The sequence below is a fragment of the Bradyrhizobium sp. STM 3566 genome, from assembly GCF_045571445.1.
In the GTDB taxonomy this organism is placed as follows: domain Bacteria; phylum Pseudomonadota; class Alphaproteobacteria; order Rhizobiales; family Xanthobacteraceae; genus Bradyrhizobium; species Bradyrhizobium vignae.
In genome coordinates, this window is record NZ_CP120692.1 from 6,538,294 (window position 1) to 6,559,538 (window position 21,245).

The 21,245-nt window shown below is 56.9% G+C and carries 13 protein-coding genes, 1 pseudogene and 2 riboswitches; of the genes and pseudogenes, 5 read left to right on the forward strand and 9 right to left on the reverse strand.

Annotated features, from left to right (window positions below; translation table 11 throughout):
- Positions 1-471: 471 nt before the first annotated feature.
- The 5 genes from P6U27_RS31165 to P6U27_RS31185 form a co-directional block, all read right to left on the reverse strand.
- On the reverse strand, positions 472-1,431 hold the full coding sequence (locus tag P6U27_RS31165) for a 3-keto-5-aminohexanoate cleavage protein (protein ID WP_407193169.1): 960 nt from the start codon (positions 1,429-1,431) through the stop codon (positions 472-474).
- 478 nt (positions 1,432-1,909) lie between these two features.
- Positions 1,910-2,809: a GntR family transcriptional regulator gene (locus P6U27_RS31170; protein WP_407193170.1), complete on the reverse strand. Its 900-nt coding sequence runs from the start codon at positions 2,807-2,809 to the stop codon at positions 1,910-1,912.
- Positions 2,810-3,735: 926 nt separating this feature from the next.
- Positions 3,736-4,521 carry a carnitinyl-CoA dehydratase gene (locus tag P6U27_RS31175; RefSeq protein ID WP_407193171.1) on the reverse strand — a complete coding sequence of 262 codons (786 nt, stop codon included), beginning with the start codon at positions 4,519-4,521 and terminating at the stop codon, positions 3,736-3,738.
- 168 nt (positions 4,522-4,689) lie between these two features.
- Positions 4,690-6,177 (reverse strand): acetate--CoA ligase family protein, encoded by a 1,488-nt coding sequence (locus tag P6U27_RS31180; protein ID WP_407193172.1) that lies wholly within the window; start codon positions 6,175-6,177, stop codon positions 4,690-4,692.
- A 94-nt stretch (positions 6,178-6,271) separates the two neighbouring features.
- On the reverse strand, positions 6,272-6,613 hold the full coding sequence (locus P6U27_RS31185) for a CoA-binding protein (RefSeq protein WP_407193173.1): 342 nt from the start codon (positions 6,611-6,613) through the stop codon (positions 6,272-6,274).
- Positions 6,614-8,872: 2,259 nt separating this feature from the next.
- Here P6U27_RS31185 and P6U27_RS31190 point away from each other — a divergent pair.
- The 3 genes from P6U27_RS31190 to P6U27_RS31200 all read left to right on the forward strand — a co-directional run bounded on the left by P6U27_RS31190 (position 8,873) and on the right by P6U27_RS31200 (position 12,256).
- Positions 8,873-9,820, forward strand: a complete 948-nt coding sequence (locus P6U27_RS31190) for an aminotransferase class IV (protein WP_407193174.1) — start codon at positions 8,873-8,875, stop codon at positions 9,818-9,820.
- 12 nt (positions 9,821-9,832) lie between these two features.
- Positions 9,833-11,044, forward strand: coding sequence for a glycine C-acetyltransferase (locus P6U27_RS31195; protein WP_407193175.1), 1,212 nt, complete (start codon positions 9,833-9,835; stop codon positions 11,042-11,044).
- Between the two features lie 270 nt (positions 11,045-11,314).
- On the forward strand, positions 11,315-12,256 hold the full coding sequence (locus P6U27_RS31200) for an IS630 family transposase (protein WP_122401624.1): 942 nt from the start codon (positions 11,315-11,317) through the stop codon (positions 12,254-12,256).
- 102 nt (positions 12,257-12,358) lie between these two features.
- Here the strand turns inward: P6U27_RS31200 and P6U27_RS31205 are convergent, their stop codons facing one another.
- The 3 genes from P6U27_RS31205 to P6U27_RS31215 all read right to left on the reverse strand — a co-directional run bounded on the left by P6U27_RS31205 (position 12,359) and on the right by P6U27_RS31215 (position 16,159).
- Complete coding sequence (locus tag P6U27_RS31205; RefSeq protein ID WP_407193176.1) at positions 12,359-13,528, reverse strand: M20 aminoacylase family protein; 1,170 nt, start codon at positions 13,526-13,528, stop codon at positions 12,359-12,361.
- A 383-nt stretch (positions 13,529-13,911) separates the two neighbouring features.
- A complete protein-coding gene (locus tag P6U27_RS31210; RefSeq protein ID WP_407193177.1) occupies positions 13,912-15,135 on the reverse strand; it encodes a M24 family metallopeptidase in 1,224 nt (407 codons plus the stop codon).
- Between the two features lie 85 nt (positions 15,136-15,220).
- Positions 15,221-16,159, reverse strand: a complete 939-nt coding sequence (locus P6U27_RS31215; protein WP_407193178.1) for a D-aminoacyl-tRNA deacylase — start codon at positions 16,157-16,159, stop codon at positions 15,221-15,223.
- Positions 16,160-16,960: 801 nt separating this feature from the next.
- Positions 16,961-17,060, forward strand: a riboswitch (glycine riboswitch).
- Positions 17,061-17,063: 3 nt separating this feature from the next.
- Positions 17,064-17,151: riboswitch (glycine riboswitch) on the forward strand.
- A gap of 61 nt (positions 17,152-17,212) precedes the next feature.
- Here P6U27_RS31215 and P6U27_RS31220 point away from each other — a divergent pair.
- Complete coding sequence (locus P6U27_RS31220; protein ID WP_407193179.1) at positions 17,213-18,460, forward strand: D-amino acid dehydrogenase; 1,248 nt, start codon at positions 17,213-17,215, stop codon at positions 18,458-18,460.
- 407 nt (positions 18,461-18,867) lie between these two features.
- On the opposite strand, the pseudogene P6U27_RS31225 reads toward P6U27_RS31220, so the two are convergent.
- Positions 18,868-20,055 (reverse strand): annotated as a pseudogene (locus P6U27_RS31225) (IS3 family transposase).
- Between the two features lie 382 nt (positions 20,056-20,437).
- Between P6U27_RS31225 and P6U27_RS31230 the strand changes: the two are divergent.
- On the forward strand, positions 20,438-20,914 hold the full coding sequence (locus tag P6U27_RS31230; RefSeq protein ID WP_407193180.1) for an Lrp/AsnC family transcriptional regulator: 477 nt from the start codon (positions 20,438-20,440) through the stop codon (positions 20,912-20,914).
- Positions 20,915-21,245 lie beyond the last annotated feature (331 nt).

Sequence of the window (21,245 nt, forward strand, 5' to 3'; positions counted from 1 at the left end):
TATGACAGTTCACGAGGCAGAACTCCTGCGATTTATCGGCATAAGTTGAAGCATTCATCTGCCGACATTGATTTCAGAGCCAAAACGGGTCGTGACAGTGCTCGGCCATGGAAAGGCGTTGCGGCGAGAGCTATCGAGATTGGTTGTGAAGCGATTTGAAAACGAAAGGCGCCGGCGCAAGCCAAAACAACTCGGGATCTTAGTTTCGGTGGCGGGGCCGGCGGTGCACACAGCGATCCAGGGACCTGTTTGGACCGCCGAATGGGCGACGTTACCAATCATCAGACGATCGACTGTCAGAATGCTAAGAGTTTTTCGTCCGTCCGGGTGGCCGACGTACTGAACGTGACAATGCGATCCGCATTTTTGGGCCTCATCGAGGCATGTGCTCTGTCCACGCCTTACAGCTTGCCGACCGACGAATTTCCTGCGGCCATGATCGTCTGTATTTTGAGTAGTCATTCCCGGAAGTCAAAAATTCACCGCATCTCCTCCCTTGAGCGACAAAAGCTCACGAGCTTCGTCAGGCGAGGCAACCGTTCGCCCAACCCCTTCGATAATTGTCCGAGCGATCCGTACTTGCTCGGCGCTACTGGTCGCCAACTTGGCTGGACCGCTCCAGAGCGAATCCTCAAGGCCGACTCTTACATGGCCCCCTATCGCGGCGGCGATGGCCGCCACTTTCATTTGGTTGCGGCCGGCTCCTAGCACAGACCAGTGATAATCTGAACCGAACAAGCGGTCAGCTGTTCGCTTCATCATCAGGATATCCTCAGCGTCGGCACCGATTCCGCCCAGGATTCCGAACACGCTTTGCACGAAGAACGGCGGTTCTATTATTTTTCGATCAGCGAAGTGCGCCAAAGTATAGAGATGACCGATATCGTAGCATTCGACTTCGAAACGAGTCCCGGCCTCGGCGCAGCTGGTTAATATTTTCTCGATGTCTGCGAATGTATTTCTGAAAACGCGGTCTCTGGACCCTTCGAGATATGGTCGCTCCCAGGCGTGCGCGAATTTCTTAAACCGCTCGAGCATGGGATATAGTCCGAAATTCATCGACCCCATGTTCAGAGACGCAACCTCTGGCCTAAAAGCCGCGGCGGGCCTCAAGCGCTCATCAATCGACATCGTAGCAGCGCCGCCGGTGGTTAGATTGATCACGCAGTTTGATCGCTGCTTGATGACGCTGAGGAATGGCAAGAAAGACTCTGGGCGCTGATCCGGAGAGCCGTCGACCGGGTTGCGCGCGTGCAGGTGAACTATGGCGGCTCCTGCCTCGGCCGCGGCAATCGCTTCGGCGGCGATTTGCTCCGCGGTCACCGGAAGATGTGGCGACATCGAAGGGGTGTGGATCGATCCAGTCACAGCGCAGGTCAGGATCGTGCAATTGGATCGAACCATAGAATCTCCCTGGGCCTCGTATTTCATCTGACCGACGATCCGCGTCAGTCCGCCTGGATCGCCCACACATTCGCAGCTCTATTAAAGATGCGAGCTCCTTCAACCTAGTCGTGGGGCGATCTTTCAAGATGCTCTTTGCGAGATGGTATACCTTGTATATCTAGTGGAAGTCAACCGCTCCTGATCCATCGCAACGAGTTGGCGCGATGGGCTTTTTATTCTGTACGAATATTCGGCGCGACGAAGACACGGAATGCTCGCAGGCTCGACATGGGCGGCCATTCCATGCGCCTGGAGAACAAGGTCGTCTCTACACCGCTTGCGGGTTGACCCGAATGGCTAAGATCGTGCTCAAGCGCTATCTGCTAACCGATGCCGCGCCGCCTCATTGTGCGGAATTGCGCATCGAGACGTGGCCACGACTGGCGCGCGAGCGCTCGAGTCTGGTAAGCGCGGACGGACCAGCGCGCGGCCTTATCGGCTCCAAAGCTAATTTACTGTGAGATCACTTCTTTCTCTTAGAGGAGCCTGAGCCCGTGACTGCGTGGCGAAAGTGATAAACAAAGTGATCGGCTCGCGAAATGGCGCGCCCGACGAACAGCGATTCACCGCCTCGTCCGATAGCGGAACATTGCGTAATAAGCACCGGGAAGCCGGGCACCACTTTGAGAAGCGCGGCCTGCTCCTCTGTGGCCGTCGAACCTTCGACCTGGTAGTCTATGTACTCGAAGGCGGCGTGTGATTCGATCAACGGCGTTACGAGGCGTTCGCGGATCTTAGGTATTAAAACATCGGCGAACTTATTGGGAAACCAAGTCGTATCAAGCACGACCGGCTCATCATCCGCCAGAATAATCTTGTCGAGCCGATATCCCATACCTAACTTCTGAAGCTCGAATGGGCCACCATCGCTGACATCGACCAGCGTCAATTGAAGGACTTGGATGCCGAGCGTGAGGCCCGCCTTGCGAAAAGTATCTTCATAGTCCATCCCGATAACGCGGACGATCTTGCGCTTGCTTGCGACGAAAACGCCAAGGCCCTGTCGCCCGACGAGACGTCCCTCGAGCGAAAGGTCGCGAATCGCGCGCCTGATGGTGATCGTACTGACGCCAAACTCTCGGGCGAGTTCTAGGGCACTCGGCAGCTGAGCACCGGGCTTATATGTCCCGGCATCGATAAGATTTCTCAGTTTTCGAGACACCGACCGATAAAGGAAGCCGTCATTCTCTAGACGCTCCGATTCTGATGTCTGCCGCTTAGCCATCATCAAAGCCCGTTTCACATTAGTAAACACCGTCGCAGCAAATGGCCCTCTGCCCGCCACCCTCTGCATAATGTCATACCGTCGCTTGGGACTGGTCAGCCGTAAGTACAGCAACAGTTTTAGCGAGCCGATCGACAACGCGCTCTAACCTAGAGCCCTTATCAACTGCTGGTAGGCCAACTTGGGAAAAGTCGCAACTTCGATGGCAGCACATAGAATTACGCCCACAAATGCGCGTTGGCTGGCGCTATCGATACTCCGTCGTGGCTGAGCACCGGGCGCGGCGGTTGCCGCCAGGGGCAAAAGCGCCGCCAAGCCAATCAGCCCGCCATGGTCGCAAAGTAATTTTGGGCGAGCTGCTCGTCATCAATGTCCGCCTCGAATCGCGACAAGTCACTGGGTCAAGAAGCGAACCCGCAGCCGTCACGCCGGTGCAAGAGAATAGTCGGTTGGGCCCAAGGTGCGTCGCCCTCATCTCCGAGGTAGGTTAACGCGCCACGACACGAACCGGCGTTGACCGATCCGTTTTTATTCGGCTTGGGCACCCCTAACCCGATCGCTATCGGGCAGCCGTGGCGTACGCAACGGAGACACCGGCCAGACTCTCTTCAGCCCACGATGATCGCCTAGTCAAAATCTGCCGCCGATACGATCGGCCAGTCCGAGTCCTGCTTTAGCCCGGTCTCTGCCATCAGCCTGCGAGCGGACGCGCAGGCAGATGCGTAAACGACCCGCTCGTCCAAGCGGGGTGGAACGGCCGCCCCTGGCGATGACTAGGCCATCGCAGATCACGGTACCCACCGATTTGGAGCGCAAGGCGGCGCCCGCCAAATCTTACACTTGAGTTGGCGGCATCAATGCGGAACCTCCCAAATCACAAGCTCTCAACGGAACGTGGGACGAGCGTGGGATCCAGAGCCTGCCACTCACCGGGCCACGCAGCACATCGGACAGTTCAGCACGTTTTCGAGGGACAGGAAGCTGGTCGAGCTCACGCACTGCCGTTTCTGGCAATTGGCACCACGCGCCGCCCATTGATCGCATCACGCTAGGGCGAGCCACGCTTATCTCCCCTTCCAGACCGGATCGCGCTTTTCGGCGAAAGCCCGTAGTCCCTCCAGCCTATCCTCCGAGCAATGGAGAGCTTCGACACTCGCGAGTTGGCGACGCGAAATCCTATTCATGGCGTCTTGGAACGTGAGGACCTCCGCAACGCGTACAGTCTCCTTGATCGCGGCAAATACGAGCGGCGGCCCGCTGGCGAGTAGTCGCGCAATCTCCCAAACGCGCTCCTCTAGCTTTTCCTTAGGCAGCACCTCATTGACGATACCCCAGTGATGCGCCTCTGCGACATCCATCCAGCGACCAGTGAGCAGGAGTTCCATGGCGATGTGGTAAGGAATGCGCTTCGGTAACTTAATGCTTGCCGCATCGGCCAGCACGCCGGCGCGAACTTCCGGGAGCGCGAAGGCAGAATGGTCGGTCGCGTAGATCAGGTCGCAGGAGAGCGCCAGTTCGAAGCCACCGCCGACTGCCATGCCATTGACGCAGGCAATCACCGGTTTGTTGAGGCCGCGCAGCTCCTGCAATCCACCAAACCCGCCGACGCCGCAGTCGTTGCTGCCGGGTTCGTCCGTAACTCCTGCCGATTTGAGATCCCAACCTGCGCAGAAGAATTTATCACCGGCCGACTTGACAATCGCGGTGCGCAGCTCGGGATGGTCTCGAAACGCCTTGAATGTATCGCCCATCAGCCGGGACGTTTTGTTGTCGATGGCATTGGCCTTCGGCCGATCCAGCGTGACCTCTAGGATTGCGCCTTCGCGGCGGGTGGTAATGACGCCAACCATTCTGATTTCTCCATTTCCCCAAGCACCAGAGTTTTACTCTTTTCGAAGCACCAGCAGCGCGTCTGCAATCCAGGCGCCTAAGCCTTCTGTACAGACAATCAGCGGGTTTATGCCTGTTCGTCGATCTCGCGGGAATTCTGCTGACAGTGTTACGATGCCTGAAATGGCCTAGATGACTGCCGGTACATCCGCCTTCGGCCGGCCGCGATAGCCTTCCAGGAGCGGACAGAGTTTTACTCCGCGCAGCGCTGCTGCTATATCGTCGCGTGTTGCCGGCAGCATCAGGGTTACCGTGTCGCCGAACAACTCAACCAGTACGCCGCCGGTGCCCAGCGTCATTACTGTGCCGAACATCGGGTTGGGGACGAGGCCTACGATTAGTTCGGCGATGCCGTCACGCATCATACGTTCGACGTAGAGACCGGTCCCGAGCGCGAGCAGATTATGCGCGCCGGCGCGAACTGACTCGGCGTCACAGAGATTCAGCCGCACCGCACCAATCTCCGATTTGTGCACGACGCCTAGCGCCTTCAGTGCTACAGGAATTCCGAGCCCCGTGATACGATCACTGCCTCTTCCGCCTTGCCGGCGCGCTCGCCCTTCGGCACCGGCACCAGCTTTGAGCAGCATTTCCTTGGCTTCGGCCTCCTCAAGTACCAGGCGGTCGCCGCCTAGCCTACCTGCAGCCGCGCTATCGATTGGCTCCGCCCGCGGCTCCGACCACGCGGCGCCAATGAAAGCGCCTGCCTCTGCAGCTTGCATCGCTTCCGAAATCCCTTTTAGAGGTGCTATCCTACGCTCGATGATTCCGGGGATGTACTCTTCAGGCATGTTCTCAGGCAGTGACGAGACAATCGCGCTCTGGTCCTTATTGGTCTTCAGCGCCGCTTCGAATGCGCGTATAATCGGCCAATAGGTGGTGTTTGAGCATCGGTCGGGACGCGAGAACTCGAGCACCATCATGTTGAGATCAAGGCCACCCGAAACCATTGCCGTGAAGGTCTCGGTCAGCGCCAGCTCGTTGTTCCAGATGAAGGTATGGTAGTTGAGCGGCTTCGCTACCGCGATCAGCGGCCCAAGGGTCGATTTGACACTGGTGCGGTGCTCGTCGGTGAGGCGAGGAAAATGTACGAGGCGCCCTTCCGCACCGTCCGCCATGACCGAAGCTTCGCCACCCGAGCAACTGACCGAGGAGAAGCGGGGGCCAGGCGGCGGTCCGGTTACGTGCAAAAGCTTCAGCGCCTCGATGAATGCGGGCGTCGATTCGACGGGGGCGATAACAAATCCCTTCAGAAATGCGCCGGAAGCGACGTCTGAGCCAGCAAGCGAAGCGGTATGCGATAAGGTTGCCTGACGCGATTGCTCGGAACAGTCGACTTTCATTGCGATGATCGGCTTCCTCAACTCTCTCGCACGCGCCGCAAGCCTTTCGAAACCGTGTACGGCATCGAAGGCCTTGATGTGGAGCCCGAATGTGGTGACGCGATCATCCTCAATCAAACCAAGGGCGATCTCGGAGAGACCGCTTTGCGCCTGATTGCCGGCGGCCATCAGAAAAGCGATCGGTAAGCTGCGCTTTTGCATCGTCATGCTGATTGCGATGCTTGAAGACTGGGTGATAATCGCGACGCCACGGCCGCCTTCGGCCAGCCTCATTCCACCATGCTGGTCGGGCCACAAAACTGCACCATCGGCATAGTTGATCAGAGCGTAGCAGTTCGGACCAAGCATCGCATGCCCTTGGCAGCCTTCACCACCTCGCTCTGCAGCCCTTCGCCTTCCTGGTCGTAGGCTCCAACTTCGAGAACACTGGAAGCATAGCAGACGGCCGTCCAGCACCGCGCTCGAGAAGCGCTGAGATCACGTCTATAGTGCGATCCCGGTTCACGCCGACGAAAACGGCGGGCGCACCGGGCAGATCGGCCACTGAACGGTACGCCTTTCGGTCGGCAATCTCATCTTTGGTGGGGTGCACCGGCCAGATCTGGCCGACAAACCCCATCTCAATGGATTGCGCAACAGCAGATGCGGCCTGTCGACCTCCGAATACAGCGATAGATTTCGGAAGTAGAACGCGTTCCAATTTATGCATCGATCGGGTCCTAAATTCATATCGCCAAGATCGCGCTGGGGCTCGAATGGTGATCCATCGCCGACTTCTGCGGTGAATTCCGTCAAACAGCAACCCCCCAGAAAAGGTGAGGTCAAGGGGATTCTGCGGTCAAATTGATTACCGGATTCAGATCCAAACTGCTCACGCCCGGAGGACGGTACGGCCACATCCACTAGCAGTTCCGCGGTCATCTGCTCAATTTCCGAGCCTCTGAGTTTAAGGATGGAGCTTGCAGGGTCTTGTGAGCTCTTCTGCTGCTTCGACGCATTAGTAACCACGCGAAGCTGCGTGAGTTCGAACGCCTTCAGCTGGACCTCGCCAGCGGCGACCTTCTCACGCCTGGTCGATTGTCGCTGACCGCCGACGCAACGCTGCTCGGCAAGTCTTTTGGCTGCCGGATGCGCTCCTTGGAAACGGCTACTCCCGCGTCTGCGAAGCGCTCATTGCCGAGAAGAAGCTCGGCATAGTACCACCCCTTGTTTCTCTTCGCCGACGAGATTCTCGGCCGGAACAATGACGTTTTCAAAAAAACCTCGTTACGTCCGTGACTGCCGTCGATGAACTGTATCGGACGTACGCTGATGCCCGGCGAGTTCATGTCGATCAGGAGAAAGGAGATCCACTGCCGTTTTTTACATTAGGATTGGTCCTGACCAAGCAAAAGCTCCAATCAGCGTATTGCGCCCGGGTGGTTCAACTCTTCTGGCCATTGACGACATAGTCCACGCCATCACGTACCGCAATCGTCCTGAGTGAAGCGAGATCGGATCCGCGCCCGGCTCAGAGAAACCTTCGCACCACCAGTTCCTCTGCATTTGCGATACGCGGCAGATAGTGTTCTTTTTTCCTCATTGCCGAAGGTATAGATTACTGGCCCGACAAGAGACTCGCCGCATCCAAACTTAAACCGTGCTGGAAGCGCCCTCACCTCTTCCGCAAAAATGTATTGTTGCAGTGGAATCCCCGCGCTCTGCCATATCGTAGGCCAAGTCGGGACGCCCTGCGATTGAGGATACGCGCTCCCGCAGCCTTCTCCTCTTTCGACAGCTGAAGGCCTTCGGTCAATTTGCGCGGTATCTGCGGCAACATTTCACTCAACACCTGCCGCACTCCTCCGCGAAAGCGCCATTCTTCTTCTGTGAATGCGGGATCCATTCTAACTTGAACCGCCACAATGGCGATTGCGGAGCACTGCCAAACTTGAAGAAGGCGGAGGCCTCAGTCGGAGAAGTTGCATCGAGATCATCCTCAGCACGACGCCCCTCGTGAGCTTCATCAGGACGCCTCCCGCGGGCCCTCGGGGGCCGATCAGCACCATAAGCTAACTTCGCTCGACCGCGAGGACAGCGCCATGACTGCGCAGGCAATGAACACATTTGAACCATTTCACCGCTATGCCACGCCGACGATACAATTGCATAAATGCTGCCGGTGCGTCATGCAGAAATTAAAGAATATGGCGACTGATAAGCAGAAATCCTGCGCCTCCTCGTCACACCGTTGAAGCATCACTTCTTCCCATCCCGACGGCGATCGAAGAAAGCCGCCAAAGCCTCTCATCTTCGTTCGAGCTCTAATTGCTTGTTGGTTTCACAGCTCGGCTGTCATCGGGTCGAGCGAACCGATGAGTGCACGAGCGCGCAAGGCAGCGCGGTGCCGACTCCGCATGAGCGAGATCCAGAGCCGTGCAAGGACAATACAAGCATGTCCTCGCAATCATTCTGAGTCGGTGAGGATAGCGGGCTCTATGCGTACGTGTTTCGTCCGGCCTACGTCATGCCCTCCACGAGGTCACTTTCTGATCGAATACGGAGCATATCGAAGACGACGCTCGACGCAGCGCGGCTTCACTGTGTCATCGAAAGATCCGGCGTCAAAGTGCCTGCAGTCGCTTCGAATGCACCATGCGAAATTGCCGGTATCAACCAGATTTGGAGCCGCGACTGTCCCTCTATGCTCAGGACGCAAGAGCCGAAATGGGAAGAGCTCAACGCCCTCGCCACGTTCTTATTGTACGAAAGCTTCACCTATTCCGTTCAGACGCAGAATTTAGGCCAGACGAGGTACTACATCGAGGGAATACGGCTCGTGAGACTGTTAGCATTCAACGTGACTAGGTCCAGTGGGCCGTCCCGTTCCGATCCTCGACCTTGATGGGAGCACCATGTCCGAGATCCTTGTTTTCCCAAAGCAAGAATTCGTTCCTTGTCTCAATCCCCCCTATTTCCAGTGACTCCGATGACAGAGCTCTCGCCTGTGCTTTCAGCAATTGATCAGTTTCACATCGATCGACGCCGCTACCCCCATGGAGTCGCTTTCATGGATGGGCAATACCTGCCGATGTCCGAGGCCAAGATCTCTGTGCTCGATTGGGGTCTCCTGCACTCTGACGCAACATACGACACGGTGCACGTGTGGAACGGCCGGTTTTTCCGATTGGATTTGCATCTTGACCGCTTTTTTTCGGGCGTTGAACGCCTTCGAATGAAGCTGCCTCATGACCGCGAGCAAATCGCGTCCATCCTTGAGCAGTGTGTCGCCTTGTCCGGCCATAAATCGGCTTACGTTGAGATGATCTGCACCCGTGGCTCATCGCCGACATTCAGCCGTGATCCTCGCCTAGCAGAGAACCGCTTCATTGCGTTCGCTGTTCCTTATGGTTCGGTCGCGAACAAGGAACAATTGGAAAGAGGCTTGCACGTCGCGATTAGCGAGACCGTTCGCATCCCGCCAAATTCAGTCGATCCTACGATCAAGAACTATCATTGGCTCGATCTGGTGAAAGGTCTTTTCGACGCCTACGACAAGGGCGCCGAGACGGCGCTGATCCTAGATACAAACGGACATGTCGCTGAAGGGCCAGGCTTCAATGTGTTCCTTGTAAAGGATGGATCATTGAGAACACCCGCCTTTGGAGTACTGCCAGGTATCACGCGTCGAACCGTCCTCGATCTTTGCGCTGAGATCGGGATTCCCGCCACCGCTGGCGAAATCAGCCGTGACGATATCAAAAAGGCTGATGAGGTGTTCATTACGTCCACAGCCGGCGGTATCATGCCCGTGACGCGCATCGACGACACCAAGATTTCCAAGGGGCAAGTCGGTTCCATCACGCGCCGGTTGATGAATCTCTACTGGCAAAAGCACGCAGATCCGGCTTGGTCGACTGCTGTCATTTATGCTTAATGGGAAATGCCCATGCGTTCGCAACTTGACGGGCGAATTCGTGACAATCTCGATGAGCTCTCATCGCGAAAACTCCTGAAAGTCGAGCAAGAGATCGCCTCGCCTCAGTCGACGTATATACACCTGCGCGCACTTGGCGAGCGCGATCTCCTGAACATGTGCGCCAACAATTATCTCGGTCTGGCCAATCACCCGCTCCTGGTGCGAGCCGCGCATGCAGGTCTCGAACGACATGGCTTTGGAATGTCGTCCGTGCGATTCATTTGCGGCACGCACTCTGTTCATCGAGCGCTTGAGATTAGGCTTTCCAGCTATCTTCGCACGGAGGACACCATCCTATTCGGTTCGTGCTTCGATGCGAACACCGGGCTGTTTGAGGCCCTGCTCGACGCCGACGATGCGGTAATCAGCGACAGCCTGAATCATGCAAGCATCATAGATGGGATTCGACTCTGCAAAGCAAAGCGCTACCGCTTTTCCAACACTAACATGAACGAATTAGAGCACGCTCTACGCGAGGCAAGTCACTCCCGAACAGTGCTCGTTGTGACCGATGGCGTGTTTTCGATGGATGGCGCCGCCGCGAATCTGCCTGGGATCTGCGAGCTAGCGAAACGTTACCGCGCCTTGGTCATGGTCGATGACTCTCATGCTGTGGGGTTTATCGGCCCAGAAGGGCGTGGAACGCCAGCGCTGTACGGGCTCGAAGATCAAATTGATATTCTTACCGGCACGCTCGGCAAGGCACTTGGCGGTGCATCTGGCGGGTACGTCTCTGGCCGGAGTGAGATCATTTCCTGGTTGCGACAGCGTGCGCGCCCATACCTCTTTTCAAACTCACTGATGCCTGCAATCTGTGAGGCTTCATTGGCCGCAATCGACTTGGCAGAAAGCGCAAACGATCTCAGGCAGAACCTCTCTGCTCGCACTGGTCAGCTACGACAAGGATTGAGCGCCCTGGGATTTCAAGTTTTGGGCAACGATCACCCAATTGTGCCCGTGATGACGGGGGACGCGGCAGTGGCGGTCCAGATTGCTGAGTTCTTGCGTGCGCATGGCATTCTGGTCGTTCCGTTCTCGTATCCTGTTGTCCCGGAAGGCACTGCGCGGATCCGCATGCAGGTAAGTGCCGCCCACAGTGCGGACGACATCGAAAGAGTAATTGCAGCATTCCGATCAGCAAAGTCGGAGCTTAACAAGCCAACTGTCACACGCGAGCTCTAAGCTCCTTAGATAGGAGTTCCAACATCAGTCATCCGTAAGAGATCAATTCACGGCAGGCGCGCAAGATCGCTTCTCCGGCATGGTCCAAATATATTGAGGCGGGACCCTAAGGTCAGCTACGCGTAGAAGTCGAACGCGCCACCTGATTGCACTCTGTCATTAAAGCGCAACTTTATTCACTAGAGCATGTTGTTTTTGGCTGGAATCGGGATTCCCACCGGGAGCGATTTCTGATTCAACATCCATGCTGGAGGGCGGAGGCCGGCATGGATGACGCGACCCTATTCGGAAGACATCCGGGAACGGGCTTTGGCGCGAGCTGATGCGGGAGAAACAGTTCGTTCGATTGCCGAGGCGCTCCAGATCAGCGCCTCCTGCGTGACGAAGTGGAAGAATCTGAGACGGGATACCGGAGGCCTGTCACCTGGCCAAATCGGCGGCCACAAGAAGCGGGTTCTGTCGGATGCCAACGCCGACTGGCTGCGCAAACGCATTCGCTCGGGGCCATTCACTTTGCGCAAGCTGACGCAGGAACTGGCTGCACGCGGGATCAAGACAGACGTGCGGGCGGTGTGGACTTTTGTTCACACCGAAGGGCTCAGCTTCAAAAAAACGATTCTACCAGCCGAGCAGGATCGTCCCGACGTCGCCCGTAAGCGGACCCGCTGGAAAGCACATCAAGGCAGGATCGACGTCGCGCGGTTGGTGTTTATCGACGAGACGTGGATCAAAACCAATATGGCACCACTGCGCGGCTGGGGGCCTTGCGGGCAGCGCCTCCAAGCCTCTGCACCTTTCGGCCATTGGAAGACAATGACCTTCATCGCGGCGCTGCGTCACGATCGGATCAGCGCGCCTTGGGTGATTGATGGTCCCATCAATGGTGAGCTCTTCACGCTGTACGTCGAGAAGGTGTTGGCACCCACCCTCGCACCGGGTGAGATCGTCGTTCTCGACAATCTTGGCAGCCACAAGGGCAAAGCGGCTCGCCAAGCCATCCGCGCCAGAGGCGCCCACCGCATCTTCTTGCCGCCCTACAGCCCGGACCTCAATCCGATCGAGCAGGTCTTCGCCAAACTCAAACATCTCATGCGAGCTGCCGAGCCCCGTGACGTGGAGGCAACCTGGAGAAAGGTTGGTGAACTCCTCGATCTCTTCTCCAAGGAGGAGTGCACCAACTACTTCAAAAACTCAGGCTATGTTTCCGTATAAAAACATCATGCTCTAGTCCAAGCTAGCCGTGTTTTATCTGCTGTAGTTTTGGCGCTCGCCAAGCCTTTGGTTGGCGAGATGAATTGAGACAAACCTGGTGATTCAGATAGCCAGCACTGCCTCAACCAAATTCACCCAATAGCCGATGCCATAAGGTAGCGCTTCATCGTTGAAATCATAAGCCGGATTGTGCACACCTGCGGTCGGCCCGTTGCCAATGAAAATCATAGCGCCCGGCCGCGCCTCGAGCATGTAGGCAAAGTCCTCGGCGCCCATACGCGGTTTGATGTTCTCGTCCACAGACGTGGCCCCGACCAGACTGCGTGCCGCCCTGATCGCCAGATTGGTCTCCTCAGTGTGGTTGAAGGTCACCGGGACCGATCGACGGTATTTGAACTCGATATCCGCGCCAAATCCGCGCGCGATGCCCTGGGCTGCCGCCATGATCTGGCGTTCGGCAAAGTCTCGCAGCTCCGGAACATGAGTTCTGACAGTGCCGGCCATTTCGACTTGGTCGGCAATGACGTTGTAGGCGTTGGCGGCATTCAACTTGGTCACTGAGATGACGAGCGAGTTGATCGGATTCGTGTTGCGCGAGACCAGGGTTTGCAGGCCGACGATGATCTGCGCCGCAATCACGACTGGATCGATGGTCTCATGCGGCTTGGCCGCATGGCCGCCCCGACCCTTCACGACAATGTCAAAATCGTCTTGCGAGGCCATGATCGGCCCATCGCAGATGCTGAACTTGCCGATCTCTGTGCCCGGCGCGTTGTGCATGCCAAAGACTTTGGAGATGCTGAAACGGTCCATGAATCCTTCCTGGACCATTTTCAGGCCGCCGGAGGGGAGTTCCACTTCTTCTGCCGGCTGAAAAATCAAGGCGACGCAGCCTTTGAAATTGCGCGTCCTGGCGAGATATTTCGCAGCGCCCAGCAACATGGCCGTATGACCATCATGCCCGCATGCGTGCATTTTACCCGGCGCTTTCGAGGACCACGGCTTGTTTGAGGCCTCAAGAATCGGCAGCGCATCCATGTCGGCCCTCAACCCGATCGTGGGGCCGTCTCCACCCTTTCCTTGAATCAATGCAACGATGCCGGTTTCCGCGATCCCCGTTTCGATGTGATTGATGCCGAACGAGGCGAGCTTCTCGGCAACGAACCTCGCGGTATTGTGTACTTGAAAGTCGAGCTCGGGATTTTCGTGAAGATAGCGGCGCCACGCGGTTACCTCTTGCTGTAAATTACGAAACTGATCAACACTATGCATGTCAGACCTTAAAATCCAAATCCATTGTCGATACAGCACCGCTCGAGCGTGCGGCGGAGTCTCGATGCGCACGCGTCAAGCGGCCCCGCGTAATTTTCGCTGCAGTCGCTCGCATTCTGACTTTTTTCAATGGAGTACACCGTAAGCAAAATGTAGAGATGTCATGGCAGGACGTCGCATCTGTTTGGCGCAAACCGTGTCGGCTTCTGCACTCTGCTCAAAAGCTTCAACTTGCCATAGTTTCTTAGGCCGGCTTGCTCGATATCCCACACTCTCGTGCGGCCATTGAGACACAGGCCTAAAACGCCAATGAGACGTCATGGACGCTTCAGGCTTACGGCGAGAGCTCGGCATGCCCTTTCTGCTACGTTCCGTCTTATTTGTTATATGGCTACCACCGGTATTTTTCGCGGAGCACGAGAAGTGAGCAACTGCGAGCCAGTTTCGGTCAGGACAACCACCTCTTCATGCAGCATCAGTTTCGGTGATCCGTCGAAATAGGAGGGATATGAGGTGCTCGGTTCAATATTAATGATCATGCCTGGTTTTAGTATCGTCCTATCGTCCGGTTGGACCGACGGTAACTCCGGCATCCATAAGCCCATGGAGTGTCCCATTCGGCCGATGTTGGTGGCCTTACCGCGATTGTTTGAGCCATTTAGTACGGCTGACATTGCGCTCCAGACGTCACAGATCGGAATGCCAGGTTTAGCAGCGGCAATTCCCGCTTCGGTGGCATCCCAAACGACCTGATAGGCATCCTCGGTGTGCGGATCAGGTGCACCGAAAGCAAAGTGTCGATCGAAATCGCTCCAATAAAAGTCGAACAGGCAGCCGGCATCAATAAACAGCACGTCTCCATCCGACAGAAATTTGTCGCTCGGGACACCATAAGGACGCGTATATCCCCCGCGGCCAGAAACACCCACTATTTTGCTTGTCTTCTCGACACCGCGACTGAAACATTCGAATTCGAACTGGCGACAGGCCTCGCGTTCCGTCATTCCAAGGCGCAGCTTTGTTGGCAGCGCTTCAAATGCGTCCGACACAAGGCCGCATACGGTTCGAATTCTGCCGACTTCTGCCGGAGACTTGATCATTCGCAAAGGGGTAAAAATCGGATCCGATGCGTCGACGAACGTTCGAGGCCTGATCGCATCCGCAACACGCAAGAAATCTCCTGCGGGGAAACCAAGCCTACTCTCCGCGCCAAGCTCTACGCCGATCCTAGCGTGCTCCGGCAGTAATTCACACACCGCTCGTGCAAGGGCGGACACACCCTCATCTTTCGGATTTGGGCTAGGCCAGCTCCGGCAATCTTTTACCCAGGTCGTTTCTTTATAAAACTGGTCGATTCCCTCTGGGACGATGGCAACGGGGTCAGCTGACGAAAGAATGAGAAGAAATCGTGGCCGGGTCGTCTGCTGCGGGGTCGTGCTAGGCTCACCAATGAAATACCGCAAATTGTGTTCGGACGTCGCCAGAAGCGCGTCAATGGCATGCTCTTTCATCAAACGCCGCGCGCGCTCGACGCGGCCCTCGTATTCGATCCGGGGAAACGGATCATACTGAATGGTCCTAATCGAACCAATCCCCATACCGTTCATCGCTCTTCTCCAGAGAAACACGTCAATCGCAGGACGACCAACAATTTTGATGCCGGTTCGACAGCAGATGGCCGCCTTCGCGCGCTCATTCTACAATATCCTTCGCAAGAGCCGCGCGCAGTTTTTTATGCGAAAGCATCGGAACACCGAGCTCCTCTGCGATCAGGCGAGCAACTCCCTTAAAAGGCGCCTTTAGCTTGTCGTGGTACACGATGCTTTGGATCCCACCTACAATGGAATGCACGCAAGCTCGCAGGTCGATCAAACGACTTTCCTGGTCATAGCCATGCGACACGAGCCAGTGGTTTGGTAGGATGTGACTAGCCGCGATCGGGGGTCGATCGCGCGACTGCAATACCGCATTCGTGAAGCTTGGCTCGAAGTGAACGCCTCCGATGCAGAGCACGGAGTGTACCGGTTCCTCAACACGATCGAAAATTCGCAGTAGCGATCGCGCCAGCACTCGAGCCGCAACAGGATTTGCCCAATCTTCGGGCGAGCTACCGATCTCGATATCGACAGCCGACGGTCGCAGGTCAGCGAGACGGGTCCCGGTATCACCAGCCTTGACGCCCGACCAATGAGTCGCTTCCAGGTAAGTCCGAAAGGAGTCAAGACCGGAAGTGACCCGCTCGGTTTCGATCGCTAGAAGAAGCCCCCGCGTAATCCGGGGGTCGACCGCGCTAAAGGTTCCCGTGCCCAGATCGCCAGTCGTTTGAACCGAGAAGATCGCGTTTGGCGCGTTGGCACCCTCGTGCCAATTCACGATACCAATAACGTTGGCATCACCGAAGCGTTCATTCAAGATTGGCGCGTAGCGCGCATAGTCGTTACTTACGACCTCGTTCGTGGCCACGATCGAAATTCTGGCGTCATGCAGGCCAGCGATTTCGAGGACGGAGTGCCCATCGACTTCGAAACTCGTTGGAACGAGAGCGCATTCGGCCTTGAGAGCATCCAGCACGTGCCCCGCGACGGGGTCTTTTTCCCGATCGACGCAGAAGACAAAGACGCCATGTCTCATCGAGACCCTCCGCCCAGTTCAAAGCCGATCGAGAGCACAGGACGTCTATCTTCAAATTGGCGCCGTCTTTTCGACTTTCTCGGAAAACACGATGCTCCCTGAACCGAAATCCGCGCTTGCACGGCGACGAGAGTGGGCGGGCGGGAGGAGATTAACTCAAGCCCGAATAGCGTCACAACCGCGCCCCTCGCGCACTGAGTTCTGTTACGGGCGAGCCTGTTTGACGGAGCAGCGAGCGGAACTCGCGCAAATTGAAGATCGCGGCAGCGGATCGCCGGACCATCAGCGAACTTAACCTGCCTGCGCGGCGAACGAGAGCAGCGAATCCTGCCGCCACAAGCCAGAGACGTCGACGCAAGCGATGTGAAGAGCCTCTCATCGAGCAGAGCGACCGCCTCAGGCGCGCAGTCCTCCATTTTGGCTCGACTTTGAAAGAGATGCATGCCAGGCACAGCTTCGTAGGGTCCTACACCACCGCTTATTTATTAGAGCGTCGCCACGCAAACATTGTGCGTTCTTTTGGGGATCCCGCAGTATTTCTGCGCTTGCCGCCGATAGCGCGCTGAAAACCAATGGGCGAAACCACTGGGATGTCCGGCGAATGCAATCATCAAAAAGCGAGATCAGCATAGTACCAGGCAACAGACCACCTGCTAATCTTGGTAGGGAGCTGGGGCAAACACCGAGTTGTTCGAGCTAGGGCAAAAATCGAGTTGTCGCTTACGCGTCCACTTTTTGGGTCCGACGATTCATCACGGCTTGACAGGTAGCGAGTACGTCTGAGAGTATTATCGTGTCTGATGATGGTGTGCGGGAGAGCGCGATAAGCCTGCAAAGGCGTATCACCGCCGACGGAGCAACTCCCCAAGGAAACTCTCAGGCCCAGGACCGTACACCGAGGACGATCTGGAGAGAGGTGCTGGTCAGCACCCACCGAAGGGGACCGTGATCCACGAGGATTGCGGACAAAGCTCTCAGGTGCAGGGACAGATTTGGGGACGGAGACATGGCGAAGCCATTCACCGTTCGTTGAATCCTGTCCTGGAGCACACGATGAGTACGATCGTCATTATAGGATCCGGTATCACCGGAGTTACAACTGCCTATGCCCTGGCCCGCCGCGGCTATTCGGTTACAGTCTTGGATCGCCAGCGCTATCCGGCGATGGACACTTCGTTTGCGAACGGCGGCCAATTGTCGGCGAGCAATGCCGAGGTGTGGAATAGCATCGCAACAATCGTTAAAGGCTTGAGGTGGATGCTGCGCAAAGACGCACCATTGTTGCTGAACCCAAGCCCCAGTTTTCACAAGTATACTTGGCTGGCAGAGTTCGTAGGCCAGATTCGAAACTACCGCCACAACACGATCGAAACGACGAAACTCGCGATAGCTGCTCGCAAGCATCTTTTTGAGCTAGCCGATCGGGAGAGCATCGATTTCGACTTGGAGCGGCGAGGAATTTTGCACGTTTACTCGAGCAAGCTCGACTTCGATGCGGCCTCTCGCGTGAATCAGTTGCTGCTCAAGGGCGGATTGGATCGCCGTCCCGTGACGCCCTCTGAAATGCTTACAATAGAGCCAGCTCTGCGCGATCAGTATTATGGCGGATTCTTTACCCCGTCTGACTCAACCGGCGACATTCACAAGTTTACGCGCGGCCTCGCTGCGGCTTGCGAGCGAGGGGGCGTACGCTTCGTCTTTGGTGCCGAGATCTGCGGCATGCGGTCCGATCGAGACGGCGTGGTCGTACACTGGAAACGAGGTTCGCTAAAGGAAGAACTCAAGGCCGAACGCGCAGTGGTTTGCGCGGGGGTCGGCAGCCGCCGCATTGGTTCAATGCTGGGGGACAACATAAACATTTATCCCGTCAAGGGCTACTCCATCACGGTAGAGCTGAGAGACGAAACGAGCCAAAAGGCTGCGCCCCGTGTCAGCCTGCTTGATGAGGCCACCAAGATCGTGACCAGCCGGTTAGGAGAAGATCGCTTCCGGGTCGCGGGGACCGCCGAGTTTAATGGCGAAAACCGCGACATCCGCTGGGACCGAATTAAGCCTCTGATACGGTGGGTAGAGCGATCGTTTCCGGATGTGTCTACCGCTCAAGTGGTGCCATGGGCGGGCTTGCGTCCTATGACACCTAGCATGATGCCGAGGGTTGGCCGAAGCAAACGCCCGAATGTTTTCTACAACACCGGCCATGGCCATCTCGGCTGGACATTATCCGCTGTCACAGCTGAAATGATCGCTGATGTCATTGCGACAGACCGCAGCAATACTCGGCTGAGCGCATCCGTGTCCTGATCCTGTTGAATGGGTCCTGGTTCATGCTCCCGCCGATATCGCGGCAGGAGCATGTCGCTTGTGATAGCGCGGAAGCGGGATTTGCAGTCGCCTTCGAAGGATGATGCGCCCGTCAGTCAGGGCGACTTGGTTCCGGCAATTCATTGTACAGGTAAGATCCTGCGGACCACTTGGCACGCTGTTTCCAAAGCCTTCGTATGACGCAGTTGTTGCGACCGTCCCGAATGGACACCGACCAGATGGGGCTGCATGAGCGACGTCGTTTCTTAGCAAGGCGCACGCGGTACACACCGTGAAGTGCCGTTTGCATTAGGGCAGGACGTAGCTTTGCGCGGCCCGAATCAGGCGCCAAAGCCGTTCGCGCCGCTCACCCAAGCGTAAAACCAACCTGAGCTGCCACTGAACTTTCATCCAGCGGCGGTTAGAGTCTCGGTGGTTTGTACGCCAAGTGGCGCGGGTGGAGCAACGGACGATCGGCGGAGCTGGTCGGGGTTGCGCAGCCGATCGTCCGTTGCGGTGAGGTGGGCGGCATAGGCCGCGGGGGTGAGGTATTTCAGCGACGAGTGAGGCCGACGGATATTGTAGTCGGCGACCGAACCCGCGATCTTGGCGCGGGCGTCGTCGAGATCGAAGAATAGGGTCTCATTGAGCAGTTCATCGCGCATCCGACCATTAAAACTCTCGATAAAAGCCGTTCTGCATCGGCTTTCCCGGCGCGATAAAGTGCCAAGCGATGGCTGTGTCCTTGCTCCAGGCGAGCATGGCGTTGCAGGTGAACTCGGTGCCATGGTCGGACACGATCATTCCTGGCTTTCCGCGTCGCTCGACGATTGCCGTCAGTTCGCGGGCCACGCGCCGTCCCGAGATCGACGTCTCTGGAATGGCGCCTAGGCATTCCTTGGTGACGTCGTCGACGATGTTGAGGATGCGGAAGCGCCGGCCGTTGGCGAACTGGTCGCGAACGAAGTCCAGCGACCAGCGGGCATTGGGCTTAGCCTCCACCAGGATCGGAGCCCGGGTCCCCACGGCCTTGCGGCGGGCTCGTCGCTTGCGGACGGTGAGCCCTTCTTCGCGATAAAGCCGGTAGATCCGGTTGATCCCCGACGGTTCGCCCTCCCGCCGCAGCAAGACGAATAGCCGGCGATAGCCGAAACGCCGCCGCTCGTTGGCGAGATCGCGCAATCGGCCACGCAGAACTGCGTCCGGCGGGCGGTTGGAGCGATAGCGGATCATCTTCCGATCCGCCCCCACAATCGAGCAGGCCCGCCGTTCCGACAGGCTCATGACGGCCTGCAGATGCGCGATCGCAGCGCGCTTGGCGGCGGGCCCTACCATTTTTTTGAAAGCAGCTCGCGGAGGGCGGCGGCGTCGAGCATCTGCTCGGCCAAAAGCTTCTTCAACTTCGCGTTCTCCTCTTCCAAGGCCCTCAGCCGCTTCGCCTCGGAAACGTCCATGCCGCCGAATTTGGCTTTCCAATTGTAGATCGTCGCTTCGGAGATCCCATGCTTGCGAGCCAGGTCAGCCGTCTTCGCTCCCGCCTCATGCTCCTTCAATATCGCGATAATCTGCTCTTCCGTGAACCTTGCTCGCTTCATCTGTCCGTCCTTCCTCGGGCCGGACTCTAACTCCTTCTGGAGGAAATACTCAGTGGCAGGTCAAACCGATCCAACGACACCTCCTTCCGAAACACCGAGATGCATAGCCAAGCTCAAGTCTCGTCGACTCCCAACCACTACGGAGCGACGGCAACTGCTGCGCGCGCAGCTGACGCTCATCTTAGAAAAGTCTGCGTCACGGGACGAGCGGCGTTTCGAAGGACAGTTTGCAATCCATGCAGCATATTTCTTGTATTTGTTGTTAGATCGACGATACTTATGTGACGGCGATTTTTTTCGACGAGATTTGCTTAATACGAGATGTTTTTCTGCGGAAGAACCGATCCTTCGCAGAATCTCCTCGCTGCCCCCGGAGCCTGTTATGCGATACGACCGAATCGACGCTCACATCCTGGAGATCGTGCAAAAGAACAACCGTCTCACATCCGAGACGATTGGCGAACTAGCCGGGCTTTCCGCTACCGCCTGTCAACGCAGGCTGAAGAGGCTTCGCTCGGACGGCATCATCGAGGCGGACGTTTCGATCGTTTCGGCCAAGGCGGTCGGAAGACCTATTCAGATGCTTGTGCTGGTGACATTGGAGCGGGAGCGCTCCGACATAATCGATAGATTCAAAAAGGCGATCAAATCATCCGTTGAAGTCGTCAATGGGTTTTACGTTACAGGCGATGCTGACTTTGTCCTCTACATAACTGCACGCACCATGGATGACTATGAGGAGTTCACGCGGCGATTTTTCCGTGAGAACCCCGATATCAAGGGCTTCAAGACCATGGTGGTCATGGACCGGGTAAAAGTCGGATTTGCAATTCCAATTGAGGCTCCGTCCGAGGATTGAAAGAGTGTCTCGCCACCAGACCCGGCTCACCTACCAAAGCAAGTCCGGTAAGGTGTCGCGGCACCGGTTGCGAAACGAGCGCAGGTCTTCGCGCATTGGCGTGCAACTTCGACTGAGTGGCGACTCCTCTCGGCTATCAACGCCGACCGCTCATTGGGGGGCGCTTCGTGGCGCGAGCGAGCTGAATGACCCGATCCGATGAACCCGCAAACACTTACCGACGAGAGACGTCGGTTGGGCAGCGCACCTCGCTAGCGCCCTTTTTCGTCGCGTAGTGCGGGTAAAACGCTGAGAGTTTCCTTCGATTTTGTGCTCTATGTGGCTACGCGTG

Excerpts from the sequence above, each read along its gene's own strand:
- P6U27_RS31180 (WP_407193172.1), bottom strand. The coding sequence starts at position 6,177 with ATGAGGCTGGCCGAAGGCGGCCGTGGCGTCGCGATTATCACCCAGTCT.
- P6U27_RS31220 (WP_407193179.1), top strand. The coding sequence starts at position 17,213 with ATGAGTACGATCGTCATTATAGGATCCGGTATCACCGGAGTTACAACT.
- P6U27_RS31175 (WP_407193171.1), bottom strand. The coding sequence starts at position 4,521 with ATGGTTGGCGTCATTACCACCCGCCGCGAAGGCGCAATCCTAGAGGTC.
- P6U27_RS31205 (WP_407193176.1), bottom strand. The coding sequence starts at position 13,528 with ATGCATAGTGTTGATCAGTTTCGTAATTTACAGCAAGAGGTAACCGCG.
- P6U27_RS31200 (WP_122401624.1), top strand. The coding sequence starts at position 11,315 with ATGACGCGACCCTATTCGGAAGACATCCGGGAACGGGCTTTGGCGCGA.
- P6U27_RS31195 (WP_407193175.1), top strand. The coding sequence starts at position 9,833 with ATGCGTTCGCAACTTGACGGGCGAATTCGTGACAATCTCGATGAGCTC.
- P6U27_RS31210 (WP_407193177.1), bottom strand. The coding sequence starts at position 15,135 with ATGAACGGTATGGGGATTGGTTCGATTAGGACCATTCAGTATGATCCG.
- P6U27_RS31190 (WP_407193174.1), top strand. The coding sequence starts at position 8,873 with ATGACAGAGCTCTCGCCTGTGCTTTCAGCAATTGATCAGTTTCACATC.
- P6U27_RS31165 (WP_407193169.1), bottom strand. The coding sequence starts at position 1,431 with ATGAAATACGAGGCCCAGGGAGATTCTATGGTTCGATCCAATTGCACG.
- P6U27_RS31215 (WP_407193178.1), bottom strand. The coding sequence starts at position 16,159 with ATGAGACATGGCGTCTTTGTCTTCTGCGTCGATCGGGAAAAAGACCCC.
- P6U27_RS31230 (WP_407193180.1), top strand. The coding sequence starts at position 20,438 with ATGCGATACGACCGAATCGACGCTCACATCCTGGAGATCGTGCAAAAG.
- P6U27_RS31185 (WP_407193173.1), bottom strand. The coding sequence starts at position 6,613 with ATGCATAAATTGGAACGCGTTCTACTTCCGAAATCTATCGCTGTATTC.